This window comes from Cupriavidus sp. HE11 (assembly GCF_056097175.1).
In genome coordinates, this window is record NZ_CP184464.1 from 3,497,276 (window position 1) to 3,520,887 (window position 23,612).

Annotated in this window: 31 protein-coding genes; 29 read left to right on the plus strand and 2 right to left on the minus strand. The window is 62.5% G+C overall.

The window, feature by feature from the left end; translation table 11 throughout:
• Positions 1–15: 15 nt before the first annotated feature.
• The 29 genes from ACOABP_RS16325 to ACOABP_RS16465 all read left to right on the plus strand — a co-directional run bounded on the left by ACOABP_RS16325 (position 16) and on the right by ACOABP_RS16465 (position 22,666).
• Positions 16–522 (plus strand): terminase small subunit, encoded by a 507-nt coding sequence (locus tag ACOABP_RS16325; RefSeq protein ID WP_474226162.1) that lies wholly within the window; start codon positions 16–18, stop codon positions 520–522.
• Positions 522–2,189 (plus strand): terminase large subunit, encoded by a 1,668-nt coding sequence (locus ACOABP_RS16330; RefSeq protein WP_474226163.1) that lies wholly within the window; start codon positions 522–524, stop codon positions 2,187–2,189. Before ACOABP_RS16325 ends, ACOABP_RS16330 begins: the two co-directional genes overlap by 1 nt.
• A complete protein-coding gene (locus ACOABP_RS16335; RefSeq protein WP_474226164.1) occupies positions 2,186–2,377 on the plus strand; it encodes a hypothetical protein in 192 nt (63 codons plus the stop codon). The genes ACOABP_RS16330 and ACOABP_RS16335 overlap by 4 nt, the downstream gene beginning before the upstream one ends.
• The gene (locus tag ACOABP_RS16340) at positions 2,377–3,594 is read left to right on the plus strand and encodes a phage portal protein (RefSeq protein ID WP_474226165.1); all 1,218 of its coding nucleotides are present in this window, start codon (positions 2,377–2,379) and stop codon (positions 3,592–3,594) included. The genes ACOABP_RS16335 and ACOABP_RS16340 overlap by 1 nt, the downstream gene beginning before the upstream one ends.
• Positions 3,575–4,267: an HK97 family phage prohead protease gene (locus tag ACOABP_RS16345; RefSeq protein ID WP_474226167.1), complete on the plus strand. Its 693-nt coding sequence runs from the start codon at positions 3,575–3,577 to the stop codon at positions 4,265–4,267. Before ACOABP_RS16340 ends, ACOABP_RS16345 begins: the two co-directional genes overlap by 20 nt.
• A 12-nt stretch (positions 4,268–4,279) precedes the next feature.
• Complete coding sequence (locus tag ACOABP_RS16350) at positions 4,280–5,668, plus strand: phage major capsid protein (RefSeq protein ID WP_474226168.1); 1,389 nt, start codon at positions 4,280–4,282, stop codon at positions 5,666–5,668.
• 69 nt (positions 5,669–5,737) lie between these two features.
• Complete coding sequence (locus ACOABP_RS16355) at positions 5,738–6,190, plus strand: hypothetical protein (protein ID WP_474226170.1); 453 nt, start codon at positions 5,738–5,740, stop codon at positions 6,188–6,190.
• Between the two features lie 3 nt (positions 6,191–6,193).
• Positions 6,194–6,730: a head-tail connector protein gene (locus tag ACOABP_RS16360; RefSeq protein WP_474226172.1), complete on the plus strand. Its 537-nt coding sequence runs from the start codon at positions 6,194–6,196 to the stop codon at positions 6,728–6,730.
• Positions 6,731–6,732: 2 nt separating this feature from the next.
• Complete coding sequence (locus ACOABP_RS16365; RefSeq protein ID WP_474226173.1) at positions 6,733–7,059, plus strand: phage head closure protein; 327 nt, start codon at positions 6,733–6,735, stop codon at positions 7,057–7,059.
• Complete coding sequence (locus tag ACOABP_RS16370; RefSeq protein WP_474226174.1) at positions 7,052–7,399, plus strand: DUF3168 domain-containing protein; 348 nt, start codon at positions 7,052–7,054, stop codon at positions 7,397–7,399. The genes ACOABP_RS16365 and ACOABP_RS16370 overlap by 8 nt, the downstream gene beginning before the upstream one ends.
• A 60-nt stretch (positions 7,400–7,459) precedes the next feature.
• Positions 7,460–8,101 carry a phage tail tube protein gene (locus tag ACOABP_RS16375; RefSeq protein WP_474226175.1) on the plus strand — a complete coding sequence of 214 codons (642 nt, stop codon included), beginning with the start codon at positions 7,460–7,462 and terminating at the stop codon, positions 8,099–8,101.
• 1 nt (position 8,102) lies between these two features.
• Entirely contained in the window at positions 8,103–8,507 is a 405-nt protein-coding gene (locus ACOABP_RS16380; RefSeq protein ID WP_474226177.1) for a hypothetical protein, read from the plus strand.
• A gap of 44 nt (positions 8,508–8,551) precedes the next feature.
• Positions 8,552–8,797 (plus strand): phage tail assembly protein T, encoded by a 246-nt coding sequence (locus tag ACOABP_RS16385; RefSeq protein WP_474226178.1) that lies wholly within the window; start codon positions 8,552–8,554, stop codon positions 8,795–8,797.
• Complete coding sequence (locus ACOABP_RS16390; RefSeq protein WP_474226179.1) at positions 8,797–9,240, plus strand: HK97-gp10 family putative phage morphogenesis protein; 444 nt, start codon at positions 8,797–8,799, stop codon at positions 9,238–9,240. Before ACOABP_RS16385 ends, ACOABP_RS16390 begins: the two co-directional genes overlap by 1 nt.
• Entirely contained in the window at positions 9,230–11,986 is a 2,757-nt protein-coding gene (locus ACOABP_RS16395) for a phage tail tape measure protein (RefSeq protein WP_474226180.1), read from the plus strand. The genes ACOABP_RS16390 and ACOABP_RS16395 overlap by 11 nt, the downstream gene beginning before the upstream one ends.
• Complete coding sequence (locus tag ACOABP_RS16400; protein ID WP_474226182.1) at positions 11,983–12,345, plus strand: hypothetical protein; 363 nt, start codon at positions 11,983–11,985, stop codon at positions 12,343–12,345. Before ACOABP_RS16395 ends, ACOABP_RS16400 begins: the two co-directional genes overlap by 4 nt.
• Positions 12,345–12,821: a DUF1833 family protein gene (locus tag ACOABP_RS16405; protein WP_474226183.1), complete on the plus strand. Its 477-nt coding sequence runs from the start codon at positions 12,345–12,347 to the stop codon at positions 12,819–12,821. The genes ACOABP_RS16400 and ACOABP_RS16405 overlap by 1 nt, the downstream gene beginning before the upstream one ends.
• Positions 12,822–12,841: 20 nt before the next feature.
• Entirely contained in the window at positions 12,842–13,204 is a 363-nt protein-coding gene (locus ACOABP_RS16410; protein ID WP_474226185.1) for a hypothetical protein, read from the plus strand.
• A complete protein-coding gene (locus ACOABP_RS16415) occupies positions 13,195–16,845 on the plus strand; it encodes a TipJ family phage tail tip protein (RefSeq protein ID WP_474226186.1) in 3,651 nt (1,216 codons plus the stop codon). Before ACOABP_RS16410 ends, ACOABP_RS16415 begins: the two co-directional genes overlap by 10 nt.
• Before the next feature lie 59 nt (positions 16,846–16,904).
• Complete coding sequence (locus ACOABP_RS16420; protein WP_474226188.1) at positions 16,905–17,939, plus strand: hypothetical protein; 1,035 nt, start codon at positions 16,905–16,907, stop codon at positions 17,937–17,939.
• A gap of 14 nt (positions 17,940–17,953) precedes the next feature.
• Positions 17,954–18,142 carry a hypothetical protein gene (locus ACOABP_RS16425; RefSeq protein ID WP_474226189.1) on the plus strand — a complete coding sequence of 63 codons (189 nt, stop codon included), beginning with the start codon at positions 17,954–17,956 and terminating at the stop codon, positions 18,140–18,142.
• 63 nt (positions 18,143–18,205) lie between these two features.
• On the plus strand, positions 18,206–18,601 hold the full coding sequence (locus ACOABP_RS16430; RefSeq protein WP_474226190.1) for a hypothetical protein: 396 nt from the start codon (positions 18,206–18,208) through the stop codon (positions 18,599–18,601).
• Between the two features lie 908 nt (positions 18,602–19,509).
• Positions 19,510–20,283, plus strand: coding sequence for a hypothetical protein (locus ACOABP_RS16435; protein ID WP_474226191.1), 774 nt, complete (start codon positions 19,510–19,512; stop codon positions 20,281–20,283).
• A complete protein-coding gene (locus tag ACOABP_RS16440) occupies positions 20,280–20,570 on the plus strand; it encodes a phage fiber-tail adaptor protein (RefSeq protein WP_474226192.1) in 291 nt (96 codons plus the stop codon). Before ACOABP_RS16435 ends, ACOABP_RS16440 begins: the two co-directional genes overlap by 4 nt.
• 42 nt (positions 20,571–20,612) lie before the next feature.
• Positions 20,613–20,858 carry a DUF7940 domain-containing protein gene (locus ACOABP_RS16445; protein ID WP_474226193.1) on the plus strand — a complete coding sequence of 82 codons (246 nt, stop codon included), beginning with the start codon at positions 20,613–20,615 and terminating at the stop codon, positions 20,856–20,858.
• The gene (locus ACOABP_RS16450) at positions 20,855–21,331 is read left to right on the plus strand and encodes a lysozyme (protein WP_474226194.1); all 477 of its coding nucleotides are present in this window, start codon (positions 20,855–20,857) and stop codon (positions 21,329–21,331) included. The genes ACOABP_RS16445 and ACOABP_RS16450 overlap by 4 nt, the downstream gene beginning before the upstream one ends.
• Before the next feature lie 29 nt (positions 21,332–21,360).
• Positions 21,361–21,828: an HNH endonuclease signature motif containing protein gene (locus ACOABP_RS16455; protein ID WP_474226195.1), complete on the plus strand. Its 468-nt coding sequence runs from the start codon at positions 21,361–21,363 to the stop codon at positions 21,826–21,828.
• Positions 21,825–22,253 carry a hypothetical protein gene (locus ACOABP_RS16460; RefSeq protein ID WP_474226196.1) on the plus strand — a complete coding sequence of 143 codons (429 nt, stop codon included), beginning with the start codon at positions 21,825–21,827 and terminating at the stop codon, positions 22,251–22,253. Before ACOABP_RS16455 ends, ACOABP_RS16460 begins: the two co-directional genes overlap by 4 nt.
• Positions 22,254–22,393: 140 nt before the next feature.
• Positions 22,394–22,666, plus strand: coding sequence for a hypothetical protein (locus ACOABP_RS16465; RefSeq protein ID WP_474226198.1), 273 nt, complete (start codon positions 22,394–22,396; stop codon positions 22,664–22,666).
• Positions 22,667–22,676: 10 nt separating this feature from the next.
• On the opposite strand, the gene ACOABP_RS16470 is transcribed toward ACOABP_RS16465, so the two are convergent.
• Together ACOABP_RS16470 and ACOABP_RS16475 are read right to left on the minus strand one after the other, a co-directional pair.
• A complete protein-coding gene (locus ACOABP_RS16470) occupies positions 22,677–23,141 on the minus strand; it encodes a hypothetical protein (RefSeq protein ID WP_474226199.1) in 465 nt (154 codons plus the stop codon).
• Positions 23,138–23,548, minus strand: a complete 411-nt coding sequence (locus ACOABP_RS16475) for a hypothetical protein (RefSeq protein WP_474226201.1) — start codon at positions 23,546–23,548, stop codon at positions 23,138–23,140. Before ACOABP_RS16475 ends, ACOABP_RS16470 begins: the two co-directional genes overlap by 4 nt.
• Positions 23,549–23,612 lie beyond the last annotated feature (64 nt).

Here is a 23,612-nt window from a genome sequence, read left to right on the forward strand (position 1 = left end):
TGAGCGGGGTTTCACATGGCTCTTACCGGCAGGAAGCAGAAGTTTGCCGAGGCTAAGGGCAGGGGCATGTCCAATAAGGATGCCGCGATCCAAGCTGGCTACAGCGCAGCGTCGGCCGCGGCGGCTGGCTCGCGCCTCGCGAAGGACCCGGACGTGCTTGCGCACCTGGAGCGCAAGGCAAAGGTCAAGGCCGCGAAGAAGGCGCCGCCGGCGAAAGAGGCGGCCCCTGCTAAATCACGGGCCGCCCCGGAGCCGGACGCGCCCAAGCCAAAGTTCGACTTGGCTGCCGCTCTGTCGCACAACGATCCGAAGGCGTTTCTCCTGGCAGCGATGAATGACATCGAGCTAGAGCCTCGCCAGCGCATCGAGGCGGCGAAGACGCTCATGCCGTTCATGCACCAGAAGTTGGGCGAGGGTGGCAAGAAGGACGCGCAGAAGGATGCGGCCAAGAAGGCTGGTGGCGGTCGCTATTCGTCGGCAGCACCTCCTAAGCTGGTCGCATCCGGTGGGAAGAGTGTCTGATGCCAACTTGGACAACCGCATGCCCGGATTGGGCGGAACGGCTGCGCCGCGGGGAATCGATCATTCCGCCGCCGATTTTTCCGGAGGAGGCTGAGCGTGGGCTTGAAGTGATGCGCTCGCTGCGCATTGTCGACGCCCCTGGCAGCCCAACCATCGGTGAGGCGTCGGGCCAATGGATCTTCGATCTGGCGGCGACGGTGTTCGGCGCCTACGACGCCGACAGCGGTCGCAGGCTCATCACGGAATGGTTCGTGATGCTGCCAAAGAAGAACTTCAAGTCGGGTCTGGCAGCGTCGATCATGCTCACGAGCCTGATCCGCAATTGGCGCCAGTCGGCTGAGTTCACCATCCTCGCGCCGACGCTCGAAGTTGCGAATAACAGCTTCGGTCCGGCCAAGGACATGGTGTCCTTCGAGGAGCCGGGTGAGGACGACCAACTGGCTGACCTCATCCAGGTGCAGACGCACATCAAGACGCTGACGCATCGCGAAAAGAACGCGACGCTGAAGGTGATCGCCGCCGACCCGAACACAGCGGCCGGCAAGAAGAGCGTCGGGACGCTGATCGAGGAATTGTGGCTCTTCGGTAAGCAAGCCAACGCCAAGGAGATGCTGCGCGAGGCATTGGGCGGACTCGCGTCGCGACCGGAAGGTTTCGTGATCTGGATCACGACGCAGAGCGACGATCCGCCGGCGGGGGTGTTCAAGGAGAAGCTGCAGTACGCGCGGGACGTTCGCGACGGCAAGATCCACGATCCTCAGTTTCTGCCGATCATCTACGAGCATCCGCCCGAGCTTGTCAAATCGAAGGAGCACCTGCTCGTCCAAAACCTCGGGATGGTCAACCCGAACCTTGGCCACTCCGTAGATCAGGCCTTTCTAGAGCGGGAGCACCGCAAGGCCAGTGAAGAGGGTGAAGCATCCCTTCGTGGCTTCCTCGCTAAGCACGGCAATGTCGAGATTGGGCTTTCTCTGCGCTCTGACCGCTGGGCCGGCGCGGACTTCTGGGAGCAGCGGGAGAAAACCCTGACTCTGGAAGAGCTGCTGTCCCGCTCCGAAGTAGTCGACATCGGAATAGACGGCGGTGGCTTGGACGACTTGTTGGGCGCAGGCGTCGTCGGGCGTGAGCGGGGAACCGGGAACTGGCTGCACTGGGGCAAGGCCTGGGCTCATCCCTCAGTTCTAGAGCGCCGCAAGGCAGAGGCTTCTCGGTTTCTGGACTTCGAGCGCGACGGTGACCTGGTAATCGTCAAGGAGATGGGTGACGACATCGACGACCTGTGCTCGATCGTGACCCAAGTCTATGCCAGCGGCCTTCTGGACAAGATAGGCGTCGATCCGAGTGGTGTCAATTTCGACGACGAGCTGGTCACTGCGGGCATCCCGGTAGAGATGCTGATAGGCATTTCGCAGGGCTGGAAGCTCGGCGGAACGATCAAGACGGTCGAGCGGAAGCTTGCCGAAGGTACGTTCTGGCATGCCGGACGGCCGATGATGGCTTGGTGCGTAGGTAACGCGAAAGTCGAGCAGCGTGCCAACGGCATCCTGATCACGAAGCAGGCGAGCGGGACGGCCAAGATCGACCCACTGATGGCGCTGCTGAACGCGGCGCACCTCATGAGCCTGAACCCCGGCCCCAAGGGTCGGTCCTTCTGGGACACAGCATGAAGCGACTGAAAGAGATCCTGACGCGCGCCGGATCGTTGGCCATTTCCTGGGTTCCGGATGCGGTGATGGTGGCTGGCGCCAGTGCAATTTCCTACGGAGCCTGGCAGATCTACGAGCCGGCGGGTTCGATCGTTGGCGGTGCACTGGCGCTCACAGGTGGCGTGTTGTTGGCGAGGAGCGCGAAATAATGGGATTCCTTGCTAAGGCGGTCAGCGAGCGCAAGGCGACCGAACTGACCTATGACCAGATCGCAGGCCTGATTGACGGTGTTGGAGGCGGCAAGATTGCTGGCGTTGTCGTCACTGACAAGACGGCCCTGCAGGTGGCCACCGTCCTGGCCTGCGTCAAGGCGATTGCGGACGGCTGCGCCACGCCAAACCTGCACGTCTACCGTGAGACGAAGGACGGCGGCCGTGAGAAGGCCACGAACATTCCTGAGTATCGACTCCTGTCGCGGCGCCCGAACGAGTGGCAGACATCGTTCGAGTGGCGACGTCAGATGACAGTGCATGCGGCGCTGACTGGCACCGGCCTGTCCATCAAGGTGCGCGGCGACAACCGACGCGTGCGTGAGTTGATCCCGATTGAGCCAGGCCAGTGGGATGTCCGTCGCGTCTCGCGCTACGAGGTGCGGTACCGATGCTGGGATCAGTGGGGCATGATCGGCGAGTTCGAGCCTGACGATGTCTTTGTGATCAACGGGCTCCAATGGGATTGGCTCAAGAGCATGAACGCGGTGATGCTGGCTCGCTCTGCAATCGGGCTGGCAATTGCCACCGAGAAGAGCCAGGCCTCGATGCACGCCAATGGGTTGCGTCCGAGTGGTACCTATTCGGTAACCGGCACCTTGGATCCGGAGCAGCACGAGCGCCTCACCGCGTGGATCAAGCGCAAGGCGGGGCCGGAGAACGCAGGGACGCCGTTGGTGCTCGATCGTGATGCCAAATGGTTCAACACTGGGCTATCTGGCGTCGATGCCCAAAGCGTGGAGACGCGGCGCTTGCAGGTAGAGGAGATTTGCCGCAGCTACGGCGTCTTCCCCATCATGGTCGGCCATTCGGACAAGACGGCGACCTTTGCCAGCTCCGAAGCCTTCTTCGCTGCGCACGTCAAGCATACGTTGGCGCCGTGGCACCGCACCTGGTGCCAACGCATGGACGAAATGCTCCTCGATGGATCCGGCCCGCTCTATGCGGAATTTGACGTCCGGTACCTGATGGCGGGGTCCATGAAGGACCGAGCAGTTTGGGCTCGGACTATGGCCGAGATGGGTATCTACACCCGGAACGAGATTCGAGATGAGGACGGCAAGGAACCCCTGCCGGGCCTCGATGAGCCCCTGACGCCGCTAAACATGACGCGCGGCAACCCGCAAGGAACCAACGATGAAACGGGCAATGCTTGAGTGTCGCAACGCACCAAGTGGTCGCGAAGTGCGCAACGTCGCGCTTCAGATCAAAGCGATCTCCGACGATGGAACGATCGAGGGCTACGGGTCGGTGTTCGGCGTACGTGACAACTACGACGATGTCATCGCAAAGGGCGCGTTCGCTGGCAGTCTGACTCTGCATAAGTCGGAAGGCACGATGCCGGCCATGCTCTGGCAGCACGATCCGAACGAGCCGATCGGTGTGTGGTCGGAAATGTCAGAGGATGATCGCGGCCTACTCGTCAAGGGCAAGCTGGCCCTTGAGACGACTCGCGGAAAGGAGGCCTACGCGCTGTTGAAGCTCGGTGCCATCTCCGGCCTGTCGATTGGCTTTATGTCCAAGCAGTGGACGTACGACCGCGAAACAGACGTCCGGACCCTTACCGAGATTGACCTGTGGGAAGTCTCGATGGTTACCTTCCCGGCCAATGAGAAGGCCCGGATCACCAACGTCAAGGCCGCGTCGGAAGACCTTGCGGCCCCGAAAGATGCTGAGCGAATCCTGCGTGATGCCGGATTCAGCAAGGCGGACGCGACGGCATTCGTGTCGCGCGTCATGCAGATGGGAGAAGAGCGGAGGGATTCCGCGGATTCGACCGTGCAGGCAATGAAGGCCGCCCAGCGGCTGTTGTCCTCCCTTAACTCCTGAAATGGGTACACCATGAACCAAATGCACCGCGATTTCGGCGCGTTCCGCGCCAAGATGATGGCTCTGACTGCCATTGGGATGATGGCCACGCTACAACTGCGTGACGACCCGACCATCAAGTCGGTTGCCGATGCGATCGATGCAATCGGCAAGTCCTTCGACGAGTACAAGAAGACCAACGATCAACGCATCGAGGCCATCAAGAAGGGCCAGTCGACTGAAGCGCTGGACGCCAAGCTCGCCAAGATGGACGAGCACATGAATGGTTTGTCGGAGCAAAAGGGCCGCCTGGAAAAGCTGGAGGCGAAGCTGGCCCGCCCGGGCGCGCTGCCGAGCGGCGGACGCCAGGACGACGAGACGCCCGAAGTCGCTGAGTATCGCGAGGCGCTCGGCAACTGGATCCGCAAGTCGAACGACATCGATCGTGAGGCGCGGCTGAAGGAGACGATTGGCGCGATCACAGCCAAGTCCAACGGCAGCCAACTGGAGCGGCGTGCCGCCCAGGTGATCACATCGACCGGTTCGGCCGGTGGCTACGCGCTGCCCGAGATCATCGAGCGTCAGATTTCCCGCCTGACCGTGGATATTTCGCCTATCCGCCAGCTGGCGACGGTCCGCACGGTGGGGAGTTCCGACTACAAGGAACTGATCGACATCGGCGGCGCCGCCTTCGAGTGGCTTGGTGAGGGAGACACCCGCAACCAGACGAATACGCCGGACCTGGCGGAAGTGGCCCCGACCTTCGGTATGGCATCGGCCAAGCCGCAGGCGTCCGAAGAGTCGCTCGACGATCTGTTCTTCGACGTGGAGAACTGGCTGATCGAATCGGCATCCGAAGCCATCGGCCAAGGCGAGGGCGCAGCCTTCGTGAATGGCAACGGCACCAAGAAGCCCACCGGCATCCTGGCCGGCCCGGCTCCGGTTGCAACGGCTGACTCCACACGTGCGTTCGGCACGTTGCAGTATGTGGCGTCGGGCCAGGCGGCGGCCATGCCGACCTCGGCGGATCTGTTCTACGACCTGGTGTACTCGCTGCGCGCTCGCTACCGCAACAACGCAAACTGGCTGACCAGTAAGCTGGTGCTGGCCGCGATGCGCAAGTACAAGGACTCGACCGGCCAATACCTGTGGCAGCCGTCGGTGGCCGCCGGCCAGCCGTCGATGTTCATGGGCTACGGCGTGACTGAGGCCGAAGACATGCCTGCCGTGGCGGCCAACGCGTTCCCGGTCGCGTTCGGCGACTTCAAGGAGGGCTACCTGATCGTCGACCGCGTGGGCATGCGCATCACCCGCGACGAGATCACCACGCCCGGCTTCGTGAAGTTCTACGTGCGCAAGCGCGTGGGCGGCAAGCTCCGCAATACCCAGGCCATCAAGCTGCTGAAGGTCGCAGCCTCCTGATCGACCTCCGATCCAATGACCTGAACCGCGCGTCGGCCTTGCAGTAGGCCGTCGCGCACGGAGAACTCCATGAAACTCATTGCATTGCAGGACTTCAAGTGGGCCCATCGAGGCTGCATCGTAGAGGAATTCGAGAAGGGTCAGGAAATCCATACGGATGACCAGGACCTGATCGATGTATCTCGGCGCGAGGGTTGGACTGAGGATGGCGACGCCGCCGACCGTTTGCGGGATGAGGCTGCCGCCGCCGCTCGTGCGGCTGCTGATGCCGAGGCGAAGGCAAAGGCGGAAGCCGCAGCTCGCGAAGCCGCCGAGGTGGAGGCACGGGCCAAGGCAGCAGCAGAGGCGGAAGCTGCCGAAAAGGCGAAGGCAGAAGCTGAAGCCGCGGAAAAGGCCAAAGCAGAGGCCGAGGCCGCTGAGAAAGCCAAGGCCGAGGCGGAAGCCGCCGCCAAGGACGCCGAAGAAAAGGCCAGCAAGCCTGCCGACAATAAGGCGCGCAAGGCCGCACCGGAAAATAAGTAAGCCATGGCTCTGCGACGCACAACACAACCGACCGCTGAGCCGGTTCTGCTCGCAGAGGCCAAGCTGCACCTCCGCGTCGACCATGACGATGAGGATGAGCTGATCGACGAGCTCATCACTGCCGCTCGGGAGACCTGCGAGAAGCGTCTGCGCCGCACGCTAATGACAAGCGGCTGGACTCTTACGCTGGACAGCTTCGCGGAGTTGCAGTGCCTCCAGAATCCACCGGTGGTCGGCGTAGGCAGTATCAGCTATCTGGACTCGGCGTCGGCATCGCAGACGCTGGACCCGGCGGCGTACGACGTCGATTTTGCCAGTGAGCCGGCACGCATCCGGCCAGCGTCGAGTTGGCCTTCCACTGCCACAAAGATGGCAGCCGTGACCGTCGTCTACACGGCTGGGTACCAGAGTGCGGCTGACATTCCGCGGCCGATCAAACAGTGGATTCTGCTGGCGATCGGCGAGATGTACGAAAACCGCGAAGAGCTGCCGGAGAACTTCAACGACCGGCTGCTCGACCCCTACAAGATCTGGGGCTGACCATGAAGGCTGGGAAACTCAATCGGCGCATCAGGATCGAGCGGCCTGGCATTGTGCCAGATGCCTTGGGTCAGCCGATTCCGGAATGGTCGCTTGTTGCAGAGGTCTGGGCGGACATTCGGAACCTGAATGGCCTTGAGACACTGAAGGCTGACCAGCCGAAGTCTGTGGTGAAGGCCAGCATTCGAGTTCGATACCGGGCTGACATCGACGCGTCGATGCGGGTCGTGTACGGTGCCGCCGTCTATGACATTCAGGCGGTCCTTCCGGATGAAGAGGACCGTGACCGGCTGGACTTGGCGTGCGAGATTGGAGCATCGGATGGCTGAATCCGCAGAATCAACTGTCGCGGCGGCCTTGGGCGGCACTGGGATCAAGTTCTTTCCCGATGTCGCACCGACAGGCACGGCGGGTCCATATCTCACCTATCAGGCGGTCGGAGGTCAGGACGTCAACGACATGTCGGGCCCTGCTGATCTGGAGAACGCCCGGATGCAGATCAACGCGTGGGCGGTGACCCGCGCGGGCGCAATAGCCGCCTTGCGTAGCGCGCGAACCGCGCTGGTGGCGGTCGGTGGCCTCCCAATCGGAGCGCCGGTAAGCACATACGAATCGGACACCAAGTTATACGGATCCCGGCTGGACTTCAGCCTGTGGTTCAAGCCGTAGCGAAAACGGCTTCTTCCTTGCCCGCTCTGCGCGGGCTTTTTTACTTTTGACGAGGTCAAAATGCCATCTACCGCAATCTCCGCGCAGGGATCGAAGCTGGAAATCTCCAGCACCGCAGGCGCGGCAAAGACGATCACGGCCATCGCCCTGGGCTTCCCGACCATCCTGACGTCGGCAGCCCACGGCCTGGGCAACGGCGACGTGACGACGCTGGCCGGGCTGACTGGCGCCGATGCTGCACTGCTGAACGGCCAGACCGTGGTGGTGAAGAACAAGACCACCAATACGATCGCAGTCGACATCGACACGACGGGCAAGACCATCACGGCTGCCGGCACGATTACGCCGCTGGGCTGGACAAAGGTCGAGAACCTGGTGTCATTCAAGGGCTTCGACGGCCAGGCCAGCGAACTGGACGTCACCGATCTGGACTCGACGGCCAAGGAATTCATGCTGGGCCTGCAGGATTGGGGCACCTTCAGCTTCGACGTAAACCGCGACATGACGGACCCCGGCCAGCAGGCGGTCGACGCATCGAAGCGCGCGGGCACGCAGAAGGCCTACAAGCTCACGCTGCCGAACGGCAAGACCAAGACCTTCAACGCCTACTGCAAGAACAGCCCGCTGGAAGGCGGTGTTGACCAGGTGCTGAAGACCTCGGGCGTGACGCTCCGTATTACTGGCGACGTGGTGGACGCATAACATGGGCATGCTTACGAAAGCAGCAATTCTGGCGGCAGCGGACCTCGAAACGAAAGACGTCGAGGTCCCCGAGTGGGGCGGTACCGTTCGTGTTGCCATGATGTCAGGAAAGGCCCGTGACGAGTTCTTCGCCCGGCAGGGCGAGGGCAAGGTGCCATACAGTCAATTTTCCGCCAGTGTGTTGGTGGCGACTGTGGTTGGCGAGGACGGCGCGCCGCTCTTCGAGGAGGCCGACATTGAGGCGCTGCGGGCAAAGAGCCAGGCGGCCATGGAGCGCGTCCTGGCAGTGTCCCTCAAGCTCAACGGCATCGGTGCCAACGCGACCGAGGAAGCGGAAAAAAACTCCGGCGCCGCCCAGAGCGGCGATTCTGGTTCCGCCTCGCCATCGCCCTCGGAAAGTCAGTAGCAGAAGCGCAGGCGACGGTCTCCGGCGCGGAGTTCAATGAGTGGATGGCGTTCTATAGGCTGGAGCCGTGGGGCAGCCATTACGACGATCTTCGGGCTGGGGTGGTGGCGTCGATGATCGGCAACGTGCATAGGGACCGGCAGAAGCAAGCCGCGCCGTTTGGCGATCTGGACTTCATTCCGTGGAATGAGCATTCGCGCGCCGGGCGTGCGGCAGAGCCAATCTTGCTGGACGACGCGGAAGCCCAATCGAGCCTGATTGACCAGATGATGTTCCCGAGGAGGCAGTAATGGCGAAGCCAAGATCCGTCACGGTCGAGAACGAGGACGCGCTGAAGGCCGCGCTCAACGACCTGGACGAGATCGCCAGCGAGTCGGTACTACGCCAGGCCGCCGTCGCCGGCGCGCGTGAGATTCATGCTGAAGTGAAGCTGCGCGCGCCGGTCGACAAGGGCATCTATGAGGGTAGGCAAAGCAAGCGTCCGTTTGGGTTCCTGCGTGAGCACATCATCATCGCGTACGACGACGAGGTATCCATCCCTGGCCGGCTCGCGTCGTACATCGTGACGTGGTCCAAGGAAGCGTTCTACGGTCGGTTCCTGGAGTACGGCACGTCGAAGATGGCGGCGCAGCCATTTCTCCGACCAGGCTTCGAGGCAAAGCGGAAAGCCGCCGCCGCCGCAGTCGACGAGGTTATTCAGGAAAAGGCGAAGGAGTTCTCCGGTGGCAAATGAAACCGTAGTTCGCGTCACAGCAGACGCCAGCGGATACAAGGCCGAGCTGGACAAGGCCCGGGCCAGCGCCGACGCCTTCATTGCGAAGCAGGAAGAGGCCGCGCGCCGCACCAAGGCAGCGCAGGACGCGGTGGCCGAGGCGGCCAAGAACGGCTCGGACGCCAGCGCCCGCGCGATCAACGCGTACGTGCAGCAGGTCGCGCGCCTGTCGGAGTCGGCAGGAAAGACGCGGGTGCAGCTGCTCGAGCAAAAGGCGGCCCAACTCGGTGTGACCGAGGCCGTCGCCGATTACCTGAACAAGCTGAAAGAGGTAGAGCGCAACTCCGGCGGCGGCAAGAAGGTGCAGGACGCGCTCGACGGCGTAGGCGTATCGGCAAAGCAAACGGCCGCCGCCATGCGGATGGTGCCTGCCCAGATGACCGACATCGTGACGCAGCTCGCCGGCGGTCAGAGCCCACTGCTGATCCTGACGCAGCAGGGCGGACAGCTGAAGGATATGTTCGGTGGCATTGGGCCCGCGGTGCGCGCTGTGGGTACCTACGTTATCAGCCTGATCAACCCACTGACGATCACCGCTGCAGCTGCCGCCGCGCTGGGCTACGCGTTCTACGCAGGCAACAAGGAAGCCAAGGAGTTCAACAACACCCTGGCGCTGACGGGAAACTACGCCGCGCAGACCGCGTCGTCGTTTCAGGGGCTGGCACGCCAAGTGGCATCGGACGCGAATTCGTCGTTCGGCGACGCGCGCGACGTGCTGCTGGACCTGACCAAGAGCGGTCGCTACACGGCCAGCGAGATGGAGTCGCTCGCGGCGGTGATTCTGCGGACGTCCCGGGCAACCGGCGAATCACTGGAGAACGTCAGCAAGGACTACGCCAAGCTGGCCGAGGATCCCGCGAAGTGGGCGGCTGAGCACAACCAGTCCATGCATTTCATGGACGTGGCCACCTACCAGCACATCGTCGCGCTGCAGGAGTCGGGAGATAAGCACGCGGCGCTGAAGGCGGTGATCGACGCCACCACAGCTCAGGTTGCAAGCTCTTCCGTTGCCAATCTGTCCAAGGCAGAGCAGGCGTGGCGCAGCGCCACCGCGGCGGTCTCCCGTTTCTGGGAAGAGACCAAGAAGGGGTTGTCCACCGGCCCGACGCTGCAGGACCGCATCGACACACTGATGGGCGAGCGCAGTGGCATCCAGGCCAATCCCTTGGCGTCTGGCCGCGTAAAGCAAATCGACCAGCAGGTCGCACTGCTCCAGGAGCAGCAGCGAATCGAACAGCGTGCAGCGGAGACGCAGGCGGCGAACGCCAAACGCCAGGAAGCAGCTATCGCTGCCCAGCAACGTGTCGACAAGATGGCCGACACGGTCATGTCGAACGCCCAGCGCCGCCAGAAGGAACTGGAGAAGCTGCAAAAGGACCGCGAAGCAATCTTGGCTGGTGGCGGAAAGTTCTCGGAAGAGGACTACGCCAAGCTGGTGAGCGGGATCAACGACAAGTACAAGGACCCGAAGACAGCCAAGCCCAAGGCGGTCCAGGACGATGCAGCAACGAAGTTCATCCAGCAACTCCGCGACCAGGACGCGGCGACGCGCGCAGCGCTGGAGTCGACAGAGAAGCTGACCGGCGCCGAGAAGCTGCAGGCCGAGTGGGTACAGAAATTCGCCGACCTGAAAGAGAAGAAGGTTCTGACGGCGGAGCAGAAGAGCTATCTGGTTGCGGAGGACCAGATCAAGGCGCTTCTCTCGCAAAACGTGGAGCACGAGCGCCAACTGAAGCTGAAGGAGGACATTTCCAAGCTGGAAGAGCGATCGGCGGCCGTCAATGCGCAGATCGGCAGCATCCAGAAGTCGCAGGGGGAACAGTACCAGCGGCAACTGGACGCCATGGGGCGCGGCAGTGAGGCGCAGAAGCAAGCCGAGGCGGTCAAGTCGATCTACAAGGAGTACGAAAACCTTCAGCTTCAGTTGGAGAAGGCCACCCCCGCGGCGGCCAGGCAGTCGGACGCTTACCGAAAGGCGCAGGAAGACATTCGGGACGGTCTGAATCAGTCGCTGCAAGCCTACGGCGACTATTACTCGGCGCTCCGGGATAAGCAGTCGAACTGGGTGAACGGCGCAGCCGAGGCACTGGCCAACTATGCGGATTCGACGCGAAACGTGATGGCGCAGGCCAGCAGTTCTGCTACGAACGCATTCAAGCGCATGGAAGATGGAATCACCAGCTTCGTGACGACCGGGAAGTTGAACTTCGGCGACTTCGCACAATCTGTGATCGCCGATCTGGTGAGGATCCAAACGCGAGCCGCACTGTCCGGGATCTTCGGGCAGTTGGCCGGGATGATTGGGAATATTGCCGGCGGCGCGCTGTTCGGCGGCGCACAGGGCAGCACGGACATGGCCGGAACGCCCGTCGACATGAGCAGCCCGGTTGGTGTCTCAATCGATGGTGCGCGGGCTGCTGGTGGTCCCGTTGGTGCTGGCGGCACTTACCTGGTTGGCGAGCGGGGTCCTGAATTGTTCGTGCCGTCGTCGTCCGGATCGGTCGTTTCCAACAGTGCCATGAGCGCGGTAGGGGCGGGCGGCGGGAACGTCAGGGTTGAGATCGTGAATCAGGGTTCACAGCAATCTCAAGTGAAGAGCGCCACGCCGCAGTTTGATGCCCAGGGCATGGTGCTGAAGATTGTGCTGGACGACCTGCAGAAGGGCGGGCCGGTTCGCTCTGCCATTCAAAACTTGCCTCGATCATGACGACACCGACGTTCCCAAGCTATATGCCGGCGCCGATGGTGTCCGGGTTCCAGCAGAGCCCGGACTTCGGCATGTTGGTGACGCAAATGGATTCCGGTCCGGACAAGCAGCGCCCTCGAAACTCCCGAGCGATCATCCAGCGGACGGTGCAGTTCATCGTGGGAAGCCTATCGTTTCGCAACAGCTTCGAAAGCTGGGTTCGGGACGACTTGTCTGGCGGGTCCCTGTGGTTCAACTGGCCGGACCCCCTCAGTGCGACGACGAAGCTGGCGCGCATCGTCGGCGGAAAGGTCGAGTATGCAACCGCTGATTCCCGGCAGAGCTGGATCATCAAGTTTACGCTGGAGACATACGGCTAATGGCGCGCATCTACTCACCGCAATACAGGGAGACGATCAATGCCCTGTCCGCGCCGGAGTCGCCACTACTGTTGCTGCAGATTGATCACCCAGCGCTCGGGGCACCGATCAGGGTTGTCAACGACACGCAGGACGTCACAAGCAATGGGAATCTTTACCAGGCGCTGGCATTCGCTTGCACTGTGCCGGACGACCAGCAGGGGCAGTTGCCTCAGGGGCGGCTCGAAGTGGATAACGTGGGGCGCGACCTGGTCCAGTGGCTAGAGGTTAGCCAAGGGGGGCTTGGCGCCACAGCCACGCTATCGGAGATCCTGCGCAGTAATCCAAACTTGGTCGAGTGGAGCATGACGTTGGATATGACGGGCATCAGCGCGACACCACAAAAGGTGTCGGCCGCGCTGAGCTATCTCGACATGCTTAACCAGCAGGCCGTGGCGGTCCAATACCGCCCGGACACCGCACCGGGACTGTTCTGATGCATTGGAGTGATGCCTACATGTTCCGCCCCTATGTGGTGGGGAAGTTCGACTGCGGAGATCTGGCTCGCCTAGTGCTGGCGGAAGTATTCGGACGTCATGTCGCCATCCCGTCCGCCCGAGGCACGGGCCCATTTGCCGATTCCGCGCTGGTGACGCAGTGCTGCGACGAGATTGGCGAGCGGACTGCCAAACCGGCCGATGGTGACGCAGTTGTGATGATTGCGCGCGGCCGGCTCGCACATGTCGGCGTCTACTACGAAATCAACGGGGTGGCGTGGGTGCTGCATAACTCGCGCGAGGCTCGGCAGGTAGTTCGCCACCGCATCCGGGAACTACCCGGCACCGGCCTTATTCTTGACGGGTTCTACAAATGGAAGTGATCGAACATCGCGCGCCGTCGCTGGTGCACCTTCCGCACCCGATGACATCGGAGGGGCGCCGCGTCCACGTAGCCGGTTTCCTCGAGGGGGAGACCGTTGGTGAGTATCTGAAGCGACAAGGCGCTGAGTTGCCCCATGGGGCGGTTTCTCTGTGGTGCAACGACATCCCGGTACCGTCGGAAAACTGGGAACTGCTGATGCCGCGTCAGGGCGACCGTTTGGTCATCCGTGCAGCGGTCGAGGGCGGTGGGGGCGCCGGCAAGGTGCTGCGTACCGTAGCGATGATCGCTGTGGTTGCGGCGGCCATTTACGCGCCATATCTGGCGCCAGAAGCGTGGGGTACGCTGACGTCTGTCGGCGGCGTAACGACGGTGAGTGCGACCGGTGCCCTGCTGAGTGCTGGCGTCATGATCGGCGGCTCTCTGCTGATCAATGCGCTGCTGCCGCCGCCGAAGGCTTCGCTGTCATCGTCTGCGGCACAGTCAAACAGCCAAACGCCTACCTATGCGCTAAACGGCGGCCGAAATTCCTCGCGCTTGTACGAGCCGTTGCTCCTATGCGTGGGATACAACAAGGTCGTGCCGGATATGGCTAGCACGCCTTACGCGGTATTCGAAGGCAACGACCAGTACCTGTATCAGGCATTCAACTTCGGCTTGTCTGACGTGACGCTGAGCGACTTCAAGATCGGCGACACGCCGCTCAGTAGCTATGCGGGCGTCAGCATTCAGACCAGTGGGCCGGATGGCAAGCTGTCGATGATTCACGGGAACGTGGACAGTTTGGCAGTCCAGGAGTTGAGTTCCGTAGCCAGTTGGGCCCAACGGTCGACCTCGGTCGATACCGTGGCGATCGCACTCGATATTGTGACGACGCTGTATTTCGTCAACGACAAGGGGGGGATGGATCCGCGCTCCGCGACTTTCGAGATGCAATACGCTCCGACAGGATCGGGCGCTTGGGTGCCATTCGCCAATGGGTCGTACACGATCACTGGCGCGTCACAGACGCCGGACCGATTCACGTTCCAGATCGACGTGCCGAAAGGGCAGTACGACGTGCGAGTGCGGAAGCTCACGCCGGATGTGTCCAGCACGCGGGAATCAAACTCCGTCAGTTGGTCGCAAATGCGCAGTTTCCAGGCGGATACCGCTGACTACACCGGACAGGTGCGCGTGGGCCTGAAGATCCGCGCTTCGGCGCAGCTGAATGGCACAGTGGACACGCTGTCGGCGAAGGCGCAGGCCGTATGCCCAGTGTGGACCGGCGTGGGCTGGGTCACTCAGGCGACGAGCAATCCTGCATGGTGGTTCTTGTGGTGGGCACGCGGTAAGTTCATCAACGGCAAGCGCGTGTATGGCGCTGGGCTGCCCGATAGCCGTATCGACATCGAGGGCATCAAGGAGTTTGGTGCTTATTGCGAAGCGAAGGGATTGACGTGCAACTTCGTCCAAGGTGCCGCCACCAGTATTGCCACGATGCTCGACCAGATCGCGCTTTGCGGTGATGGCTCAGCCACGTGGATGACTGGCAAGTTGGGGGTGGTATGGGACGCACCGGGCCAGCAGCCGGTGATGCAGTTCGGTCCATTCAATATTAAGCGAGACAGCTTCCAGGTCGAATACAACACTCAGAAGCTCGCCGACGAGATTGTCGTCAATTTCACCAACCCAGATAAGGACTGGGCGACGGACCAAGTGCGGGCGAAGGCGCCGAACGTGACGGCACCATCGAACCCGGTGACGCTGGATTTCACGGGTTGCACCAGCGCGGCGTTGGCCGGCCGGAAGGCCAATTTGATGGCGGCGGCGCAGTACTACCGGCGCCGCAAGGTTACTTGGGTGTCCGACCTTGAGGGCTTTGTCGCGCAGCGAGGCGATGTGGTGGTGCTGTCGCACGACATGACGGCGTGGGGCTACGCTGGACGGCTTGCAGGCGGCGATCGCACTACGCTTCAGTTGGATCGAGCAGTTCCACTCAGCGCGTCGCCTGGCTATGTCGGTATCCGCTTTCCCGATGGGACGTACCAGGTCTTTGGAGTGCAGGGTGGCAGTGGGAACGTGACCACGATCACGCTCGCCTCGCCAATCCCGGCAGGGTTCCCGGTGCCATCGGAGAACCCGGACATGCTCCCATACGACTGGGCGTTCTTTTTCGATCCGCTGGCGACGCCCGGGAAACTCGTCAAGATCATCGCTGTGATTCCCCAGGCGGGCGGCAACGAAGTCCAGATCATCGCGACTGACGAGGAGCCCCTTTACTACGCATCGGCAGCTGGCGGGTATGACTATGTGCCGCCGAGGGTGTACAGCCATCTAGATGGCAACGTTCTGTCGATCGGCTTCAGGGAGCAACTGCTGGACGGCATCACCGGGCGGACTCGTGTAACTGCTTCCTGGGTCACTGGAATGCAGAGTTCGGCGGACGTGACAGTAACGATCAATGGGGGTTCGCCGCAGAAGTACAGTGCGACGAACAACAGTCTGGAGATCGAGGCATATACGAACGACATCGTGGCGGTGACTGTCAACCCAACTCCGCTCGTGCAGCTGCGTAGCCCGCCGGTTGGAAAGGGCGATCGCTATGTCGTGCAGGGTCTGATCGCGCCGCTGCCGCAGCCCGAGAATGTGACGACGGTATTTCGGGATCAACTGACGCACATCACCTGGACTCCGGTCGTGGACATCCGGGCGCCAGGGTACGAAGTTCGCATTGGTTCATCGTGGCAAAGCGCGGCGGTGGTGACCACAACTCCAGTTCCCGATGTTGTGGCAGTTGGCGATGGCACGTACTGGGTTGCGTCAAGGTATGTAACCCCCAACGGTTCCACGCTTTACTCTCCAGCGTCATCCATCGTCATCGAAGGTGCCACGCTAGTGCGCAATGTCCTGGTGACGAGGGACGAGGCGCCGACTTGGCCTGGGGCATTGACTGGAGGTGCCGCCGTCAACAAGGGCAATCTTGTTTTGGCCGGCTCCGGCAACATCCTGGCAGCCGCCGATGTGCTTCCGGTGGTGAATGTCCTCCAGTACGGCGGAATCGCATCGTCAGGGAGCTATACGCTGCCAGCAAGCCACGAGGTGAACGTTGGCCGAGTGGCGCCATGTCAGTTGATCCTCAAGATGTCGGTCCATGGTGTGCGCTCGACCGACAACGTTCTGACGTTGGCGAACATCTTCGACAACCTCGACGTGCTAGGAGAAGCTCTGGGTGCAGCGGTCACAGCAAGAGCCCAGATTGCGATTGCGCAGGCCGATGGGGTATTCGGGGCGTGGCGCGACTTCGTGCCGGGCGTCTACAGCGGACAGTACTTCACGGCGCGTGTGTTGCTCACGTCGAGCGATCCCGAGATTCATCCGGAGGTGGATCAGTTCAGTTTCACTGTGGACATGCCGGATCGGATCGACACGGGTACGAACATCGCAGTCGGCACGAGCGGTCTGCATATTGGTTTCGCTGATCCTTTCAATGCTGGGCCGAACGGTGAGAGCCAGCCGCACGTCCAGGTGACGCTGTTGAATGCGCAGGCTGGAGACCGCGTCGTCATTACGGGAATCGGGCTGACCGGCTTCGACGTGCAAGTCATGAACGGCGCGACAGCAGTTGCCCGAAACATCAACTGGTCCGCGCAGGGTTACTGACCCACGCAATCGTCCACTCATGGCCACCTTTCGGTGGCCTTTTTCTTTTTGGGGAAACCATGTCGCAGGACAGTATCAGTATCCCGACTACCGGCACCCTGTCCGGGCTGCAGCTCGTGCTGGACATCAATGCCGCGCTCGCGAATCTGGCGAGCCTGGCATCGGGGCCAACCGATCCGGCCGGGTTGCCTGGCGGCGTGCTTCCATACTCGCTGTGGATGGACGTCTCCGCCACGCCGCCCGTTATTCGACAGCGCAACGCGGCCGGCACGGGGTGGTCTGCGCTGTCGGTACAGTTGGCGACGCAGGCCCAGCATGCTGCGCAACTTGCGCAAGTGATTGCTGGTTCGGGCCCGCAATGCGCGCTTTCCTATACGAACACCAGTACGCTCACGCTTTCGCGCGTCCGCGCAGGCCTGGTGTATAGCCCGGGGTATGGCATCGTCACCGTGCCGAGCGGCGGAGTGACTTTGGCAGCGTCAGGCCTGACCGCCGGCACGCTGCACTACATCTACCTGAACCCGAATTCCGGCGTTCCGTCGCTGGTCGCCTCGACCACGGGGCACGTGACCGACCCGACGGGTGTCGAGGTGCAGAGCGGAAACAACTCGCTCGTGCTGGTGGGTATGGTCTATGCATTGACTGCGACGACGTTTGAGCCAACGGCGCGGTCTTGGGTCAACGACCCAGGCTATTCGGCGGTGACGAACCTGCAGTCGAACTCAGGATCAAACTCTTTGACGCCCACGAACGTCAATTCGAACCTGAGTACGCCATTCTTGCTATGGGCAAAGGAAATTCCCCAGTTTTCCTTGACGGCGCTCGCGGCTGTAAGTACAGCAAATTACACGGTTGGAAGCAATATCGCCGTGGATGGTGCGGTAGTAACGGGGCCATTGGCCTCGGTCGCACCAACCCTCGCTGGGCAGCCCGTCAGTTCCTCCGTCTCGCAGCCGGTATCAGGTCTTTCAGAGGGCCGGCATACGGTAAATATGTTTGGGTTCGTATCTGGCGCTGTTACCGGTACGTGGTACGGCGCCGCCGGCGTTTCGAGCGGGACTGGGGTTTCGGTCAACATTCCTTCGCGTAAATAAACGAGAGATCCACCATGACACAAAAAGCAATTGGTCCGACTTTCCCGGCTGAAATCGAGGCTGCAGGCTTGCAGGGCTTGCCGTTTTCATGGGACGTCAATGGAAATGTCTATTTCACCTACCCGGCGATGACGATGGCACAGATCAGCGCTGTTATCGCTGTGGTCGATGCGCATGACCCGACGAAAACCGCTCTGGACTGATCGGCGCTCTACCATGTTCACTGCCCGCCTAGTGCGGGCTTTTTCATTTTCAGGGGCTAGATCATGACCATCGGCATGTCCACCGCGCTGCGAAATGCGCGCCTCGACGCAATCACCGCACAGGCTGGCGCAAACGCCAAGTTACGCCTGTATTCGGGTAGCCGACCGGCAACAGGTGGGGCGGCGACCACGCTGCTCGCGGAACTGACGTGCGGCGCTACGCTCGCGCCGGCGGCGTCAGGCGGCGTGCTGACACTGAGCGCGATTACCGCCGACTCTTCGGCAGACGCCACCGGCACGGCGACATGGGCGCGGCTGGTGAAGGCGGACGGCACCACGCACGTAATGGACATGGACGTGGGTACCAGTGGCTCGGACCTGAACCTGAACGCCACTGCAATCTCGGCGGGCGCGGCTGTCAGCATCACCTCGGCGACTCTGACCGAGGGCAACCCGTAATCGCATAACGGAGGGCGGCTGTGCCAACAATTACCCTCACAACGGGCACATCCTGGACAGTTCCGGCGGATTGGACCAACGTCAACACCGTTCGGTCGCACGGGGCGGGCGGTGGTGGGGGTGGGGCGAATAGCGCCAGTGGGCATGCCGGAGGCGGTGGCGGTGGGGGCGCCTTCTCGCAGATCGCTAACCTGGTCCTGACGCCGGGTCAGGTCGTCACCTACCAGATCGGAGTTGGCGGTGCGGGCGGGGCTGCAGCCGATGGCAATGGCGTCGCCGGCGGTGATACCTGGTTCAACGGCACCACGCTCGCGGGCGCGTCCTGTAGCGCGAAGGGCGGATCCGGCGGAGCTGGGGGTGCTGCGGGCACGGCCGGGGCGGGCGGGACAACGGCCGGGGTCGGAACGACCAAGTTTGCGGGCGGGGCGGGCGGCTCGGGGGTTACGAGCCCGTCAGGGGCTGGCGCAGGTGGCGGTGGCGCTGGCGGTCCGAATGGCGCCGGCGGGGCCGGTGGTGGAATCAGCAGCACCAACGGCGGAACGGGCGGCGCCGGGAACAATGGCAGTGGCGGCGCTGGTGGCGCGGCCAGCGCCAATGCCGGGGCAGCGGGCGCCGCCAATACCAACGGCGGCGGCGGGGGCGCTGGAGGTGGAGCTGGCACCCCGGAAGCGGGAGGGGCGGGCGGCGCGCCAGGCGGCGGGGGTGGTGGCGCAGGCGGTGCATCCGGCAACAATCAGGGCGGAACGGGTGGAGACGGTCAAATCGTCATCACCTATACGGCGTCCAGCGGCACAACGGGCACGGTCGCTGCGGCGATCGGTGGAGTCACGGCGGCACTGGTCGGAAGCCAGCAGTTCAGCGGCTCTGTTTCGCGCGCGCTAGGATCTGTCACGGTTTCGGCAGCTGCAGTGCAGTCGTTTGCCGGTTCTGCTGCGGTAACAGTGGGCAGCGTTACGGCATCCGCCGCCGCGGTGCAGGCCTTCAGCGGAAGCGTAGCGCGGGCGCTGGCCGGCGCTGGCGCGGCGTTGTTTGGGGGCCAGACGCTGTCGGGTACCGTGTCGGGCTCGCTGGTTGGTACCGCTTCCGCGATGACGGGGGCGCAGACGTTTAGCGGCTCGATTGCCCCAAGCCTTGCCTCGTTATCGGCGGCGCTCGCGGGCACAGTCATCGATGCATCCGGCGGTGTCATTGTGGCGACGCTAGGACCGGTGTCGGCGTCGCTCAGCGCCCAGCAGGCGGTAGGCGGCACGCTCGCGCCCATCCTGGGTGGTGTCGCGCCTGGAATCACTGGGCGCCTGACATTCTCGGGCGCGGCGGCTGCCACGCTATCTCCGTCAACCGCCAGCTTCAGCGGGCAGACCGTGAACGGCGTGGCCGGTGTCATGTCGGCAACGCTGGGCGTGACGGTGGCCAATATCGTCGGTCGGCAGACCATCAGTGGGGCGCTTGCCGGCGTGCTGGGTCCGGCCTCGATTCAGACTGCCGGACTGGTCACAGGTGAGCCAGCCGGGCCATCTGAGCCGGCCATGGTTTTGGTGCCTGCCGAATCACGGATGGTCAAGGTGCCAGCGGAGCGGCGGTTGTGCGCCATGCAGGCCGAACGGACCGTCATCGCCATATCCGCCGAACAGCGCGCCACGCGTATCGATCGCGAAACACGAGTCTTGGAGATCCCAGCATGACCACTGCATTCCCGCCAAAAGACCCGGCTGCCGTGCTTGATTACGGGTTTGACTGGTCAGCTTGGCTAGCCGATGGCGAGACGATCACCGGTACGCCGGTGGTGATCGCAGCGGCGGGCCTGATTGTCAATCCTGAAGGCAAGCAGACCTCCGTGGAGGACGGGAAGGTCATCTTCTGGCTGGGTAGTGGCGTGGCGGAAACGTTCTATGACGTGTCCTGCCAGATCACCACATCCAGCGGCCGAACGGATAGACGAACCGCACAGTTGCGCGTTGCAACGCGCTGACCTCAGCCACCTTCGGGTGGCTTTTTTATTGGAGCAGGTCCCATGCAACTCATCGAAGATTGGAAGAAGCAATTTCCCAAGCTCTGGAGCGTGCGTCTCTCGCTGCTGGCCGGCGTGATGTCTAGCGCAGAAGCTGGTCTGGAGCTGTACTTCACCGGGAGGCCTGCCCTGGTATCGCTCGCCGCTGCGCTGGTGTCGTTCGGCGCGGCGTTCGCGCGCGTCGTTTCGCAGCCGGACCTGCAGGCCATCCTGCAGGAGATTCAGGATGCGCGGAAGGCTGACGAATGAAGCCAGCGGCCAAGCGAACTCTGCAGGCGTCGGTTGGCGCCAGTGCCGCGGCGCTTTTGCTGTCGTACGTCCCCAAGTTCGAGGGCGTGGTATTGCGCGGCTACAAGGACCCGATTGGCATCGTGACGGCGTGCGCCGGCCACACTAAGACCGCCGTGCTGGGCCGCCCATACACGCCAGGGGAATGTTCGTCGCTGCTCGATAGCGACCTGGTCGAGCACGCTGACGGCGTGTTGTCCTGCGTCCACGCACCGCTTACCTACTACCAGAAGGCGGCCCTTATCAGTATGGCGTTCAACACTGGTACCGCGCGCTTCTGTGCCAGCACGCTGGCCAAGCGAGCAAATGCCGGGGACTTCCCAGGAGCTTGCGACGAGCTGCTGCGCTGGGTATATGCAGGCGGAAAGAAGTTGCCCGGCCTGGTAAAGCGACGGGAGATTGAGCGGCAAATGTGTCGGGGGGAACTGGAATGAGGTATCCACAGACCGTCGTCGACAGGTTCATGCAGCAGGTCGAACGACTTCCATTTTCCGGCTGCTGGATAGCCACGGCGGCCGACACAAACCAGCACGGGCACGTGCGATTCTGGCTGGGACTGCCGAGTATGGCGCGCGAAGGGGCACATCGAGTCGCCTACGAGATGTTCAAAGGGGAGATTGGTGATCGGTTTGTTCTGCACCGCTGCGACGTGCCCTGTTGCGTGAACCCCGATCACCTATTCCTTGGAACGCAGGCCGAGAACATGGCTGATAAAGCAAAGAAGGGCCGTTGTGCCGATCGGCGTGGTCAGAAGCATCCGATGGCTAAGATTTCCGACGCTGATGTGGAGTGCCTGAAAGCAGCGTACGACGCAGGTGCACGCCAGTGTGATCTGGCTGCCGAGTACGGTCTTGCGGCTTCCACCGTTTGTCAGATCGTGAAGGGGCAGCGGCGTGCCCTTGGCGAGGGCAGGCTGGAGGGTGTGACATGAATCCATTCCTGCGGATTGGAATTGGCGCCGTGGTCGCAGCGCTCGCGGTGGCGCTGCTGGTGGCCGGAGTGGTCGCCTGGCGCAAGGATGTCTATCAGACTGGCTTCACCGCCGGGCAGGCGGAATTGAAGGCCAGCATCGACGCGCGCAACAAGGAAGTGGCTCGACTGAACAAGCAACTCGTGGACAAAGACCAGGACGTCATTGCGGCCAAAGAGGAGGACCGCGAGAAGATCGTCACCATCTACCGGACCATCCGGGAACAAGTGGAGCCCCAAATTGTTGAAAAGCCCGTGTTTCGTGATTGCCGCGTTGGTTCTAGCGTCCTGCGCAGCCTCGTCGCCGCCGCCGAGGGCAGAGTGCCAACCGATTCCGGCCAGCCTGCGGAGGCCGCCGCCGGAAAAGCTCCCGGCGCCCGCCGATGACAGTATGGGGGCGGTGGTGCGCGCGTATGTCGTGGCGGCCGAGATCTATCACAACTTCCGTCGCGACTGGGTTGCACTGGACTCCGCGATCACAGCCAGGGAGGGCTGCTATGCAGGGGAATGAGCATCTGCCAGTGCGAATGGAGCGACCGACGATTCCGTTCTGGGGGTTGCTGGTGGCGCTGGTGGCCACCATGGCCGCCTACTTCGGCCAACGGGAGGCCACGAACTCGGCGCTGATCGAGATCAAGACCGAGATGGTGGCCATGAAAAAGACCATCGAGCGGATGGAGTCGGACCGTTACACGGCAGCGGATGCAAGGAGGGACTTTGCCTGGCGCGATGAACGCGCCGCGGAGCAGGGGAAGCGGCTGGCGGACATCGAGCAGGAAGTACGCTCGCGCCGCCGGTAGCGTGACGGTGCTACGCCTCCGGTCGATCGGAGAGCTTCTCAGCCTCGTAGTCGCATGGCAAGCCCGGGTTCCGCATCGTATCGACCATGGCTTGCCGCTTTAGGCCGCGCGCGCCAAACACGGGGTTGTCGTAAACGCGCTGTACACCGATGCGAACTCGCGTGGAGGCATTGGGTGCCGATTGAAGTTCAATCGTGCCAAACACGAAGTTTCCGCGGGTGCGCGTAAAGCCAGTGACCAGATAGAAGTCGATGTGATTGAGTGCTACATCGGAATAAAACTGCCCTTCCGGCACGGTGTCTCCGCCGCATTGTCGCTGGCGCTCCATGACCTGGCGATACGCTTGGTGGGGCGGTATCGGGAGGGTGAACTGCGACCAGGCGAAATCGGATTCTGCCAATTGTCCAGCCGGGGTGGCGCAGCCGGACAGGGCGGCGGCGATCAATGCAACGGCGCACAGAGAGTACCGGGTCATATGAGGCAGTTTTTCGGGTCTTTGATGGTCGCGAGCTTTTTATCGATCATTACGCGGTCGGCCGTGTAGTATGCGTATCCGCTCACTTTGGTCTTGCCATCGGGAAGACCGTCGAAGTCGATCGCGTACATCACGCTTGTGGTCGACCGGCCCATGCCGGCGCCAATTATTGTCAGCCGTCCCAATCCGGCTGGATCGTAGTCCACGCTGGCATGGGGGCGGCAGTTTCGGTGATAGTCGAACAGCGCAGTACGGACCTGGGCGATGGTCATCGGCAACACCGTCGCGCCGTAGGCATGCTCCGGCGTGCGCAGATCCGTTGCGGTGATGTTCTGGGTAGCGGCGCAGCCGGACAGGGCGGCGGCGATCAATGCAACGGCGCACAGAGAGGCGCGGGTCAGCTTCACGGTGATCCTCCGGGAGTCGGCCAGGTGGCCAAGGGGGATTGTATCCACGGCGCCGATGCTCGGA

Bases quoted from the DNA above. Each gene is read 5' to 3' on its own strand.
- ACOABP_RS16325 (WP_474226162.1), top strand. From the start codon at position 16: ATGGCTCTTACCGGCAGGAAGCAGAAGTTTGCCGAGGCTAAGGGCAGG.
- ACOABP_RS16330 (WP_474226163.1), top strand. From the start codon at position 522: ATGCCAACTTGGACAACCGCATGCCCGGATTGGGCGGAACGGCTGCGC.
- ACOABP_RS16335 (WP_474226164.1), top strand. From the start codon at position 2,186: ATGAAGCGACTGAAAGAGATCCTGACGCGCGCCGGATCGTTGGCCATT.
- ACOABP_RS16340 (WP_474226165.1), top strand. From the start codon at position 2,377: ATGGGATTCCTTGCTAAGGCGGTCAGCGAGCGCAAGGCGACCGAACTG.
- ACOABP_RS16345 (WP_474226167.1), top strand. From the start codon at position 3,575: ATGAAACGGGCAATGCTTGAGTGTCGCAACGCACCAAGTGGTCGCGAA.
- ACOABP_RS16350 (WP_474226168.1), top strand. From the start codon at position 4,280: ATGAACCAAATGCACCGCGATTTCGGCGCGTTCCGCGCCAAGATGATG.
- ACOABP_RS16355 (WP_474226170.1), top strand. From the start codon at position 5,738: ATGAAACTCATTGCATTGCAGGACTTCAAGTGGGCCCATCGAGGCTGC.
- ACOABP_RS16360 (WP_474226172.1), top strand. From the start codon at position 6,194: ATGGCTCTGCGACGCACAACACAACCGACCGCTGAGCCGGTTCTGCTC.
- ACOABP_RS16365 (WP_474226173.1), top strand. From the start codon at position 6,733: ATGAAGGCTGGGAAACTCAATCGGCGCATCAGGATCGAGCGGCCTGGC.
- ACOABP_RS16370 (WP_474226174.1), top strand. From the start codon at position 7,052: ATGGCTGAATCCGCAGAATCAACTGTCGCGGCGGCCTTGGGCGGCACT.
- ACOABP_RS16375 (WP_474226175.1), top strand. From the start codon at position 7,460: ATGCCATCTACCGCAATCTCCGCGCAGGGATCGAAGCTGGAAATCTCC.
- ACOABP_RS16380 (WP_474226177.1), top strand. From the start codon at position 8,103: ATGGGCATGCTTACGAAAGCAGCAATTCTGGCGGCAGCGGACCTCGAA.
- ACOABP_RS16385 (WP_474226178.1), top strand. From the start codon at position 8,552: ATGGCGTTCTATAGGCTGGAGCCGTGGGGCAGCCATTACGACGATCTT.
- ACOABP_RS16390 (WP_474226179.1), top strand. From the start codon at position 8,797: ATGGCGAAGCCAAGATCCGTCACGGTCGAGAACGAGGACGCGCTGAAG.
- ACOABP_RS16400 (WP_474226182.1), top strand. From the start codon at position 11,983: ATGACGACACCGACGTTCCCAAGCTATATGCCGGCGCCGATGGTGTCC.
- ACOABP_RS16405 (WP_474226183.1), top strand. From the start codon at position 12,345: ATGGCGCGCATCTACTCACCGCAATACAGGGAGACGATCAATGCCCTG.
- ACOABP_RS16410 (WP_474226185.1), top strand. From the start codon at position 12,842: ATGTTCCGCCCCTATGTGGTGGGGAAGTTCGACTGCGGAGATCTGGCT.
- ACOABP_RS16415 (WP_474226186.1), top strand. From the start codon at position 13,195: ATGGAAGTGATCGAACATCGCGCGCCGTCGCTGGTGCACCTTCCGCAC.
- ACOABP_RS16420 (WP_474226188.1), top strand. From the start codon at position 16,905: ATGTCGCAGGACAGTATCAGTATCCCGACTACCGGCACCCTGTCCGGG.
- ACOABP_RS16425 (WP_474226189.1), top strand. From the start codon at position 17,954: ATGACACAAAAAGCAATTGGTCCGACTTTCCCGGCTGAAATCGAGGCT.
- ACOABP_RS16430 (WP_474226190.1), top strand. From the start codon at position 18,206: ATGACCATCGGCATGTCCACCGCGCTGCGAAATGCGCGCCTCGACGCA.
- ACOABP_RS16440 (WP_474226192.1), top strand. From the start codon at position 20,280: ATGACCACTGCATTCCCGCCAAAAGACCCGGCTGCCGTGCTTGATTAC.
- ACOABP_RS16445 (WP_474226193.1), top strand. From the start codon at position 20,613: ATGCAACTCATCGAAGATTGGAAGAAGCAATTTCCCAAGCTCTGGAGC.
- ACOABP_RS16450 (WP_474226194.1), top strand. From the start codon at position 20,855: ATGAAGCCAGCGGCCAAGCGAACTCTGCAGGCGTCGGTTGGCGCCAGT.
- ACOABP_RS16455 (WP_474226195.1), top strand. From the start codon at position 21,361: ATGCAGCAGGTCGAACGACTTCCATTTTCCGGCTGCTGGATAGCCACG.
- ACOABP_RS16460 (WP_474226196.1), top strand. From the start codon at position 21,825: ATGAATCCATTCCTGCGGATTGGAATTGGCGCCGTGGTCGCAGCGCTC.
- ACOABP_RS16465 (WP_474226198.1), top strand. From the start codon at position 22,394: ATGGAGCGACCGACGATTCCGTTCTGGGGGTTGCTGGTGGCGCTGGTG.
- ACOABP_RS16470 (WP_474226199.1), bottom strand. From the start codon at position 23,141: ATGACCCGGTACTCTCTGTGCGCCGTTGCATTGATCGCCGCCGCCCTG.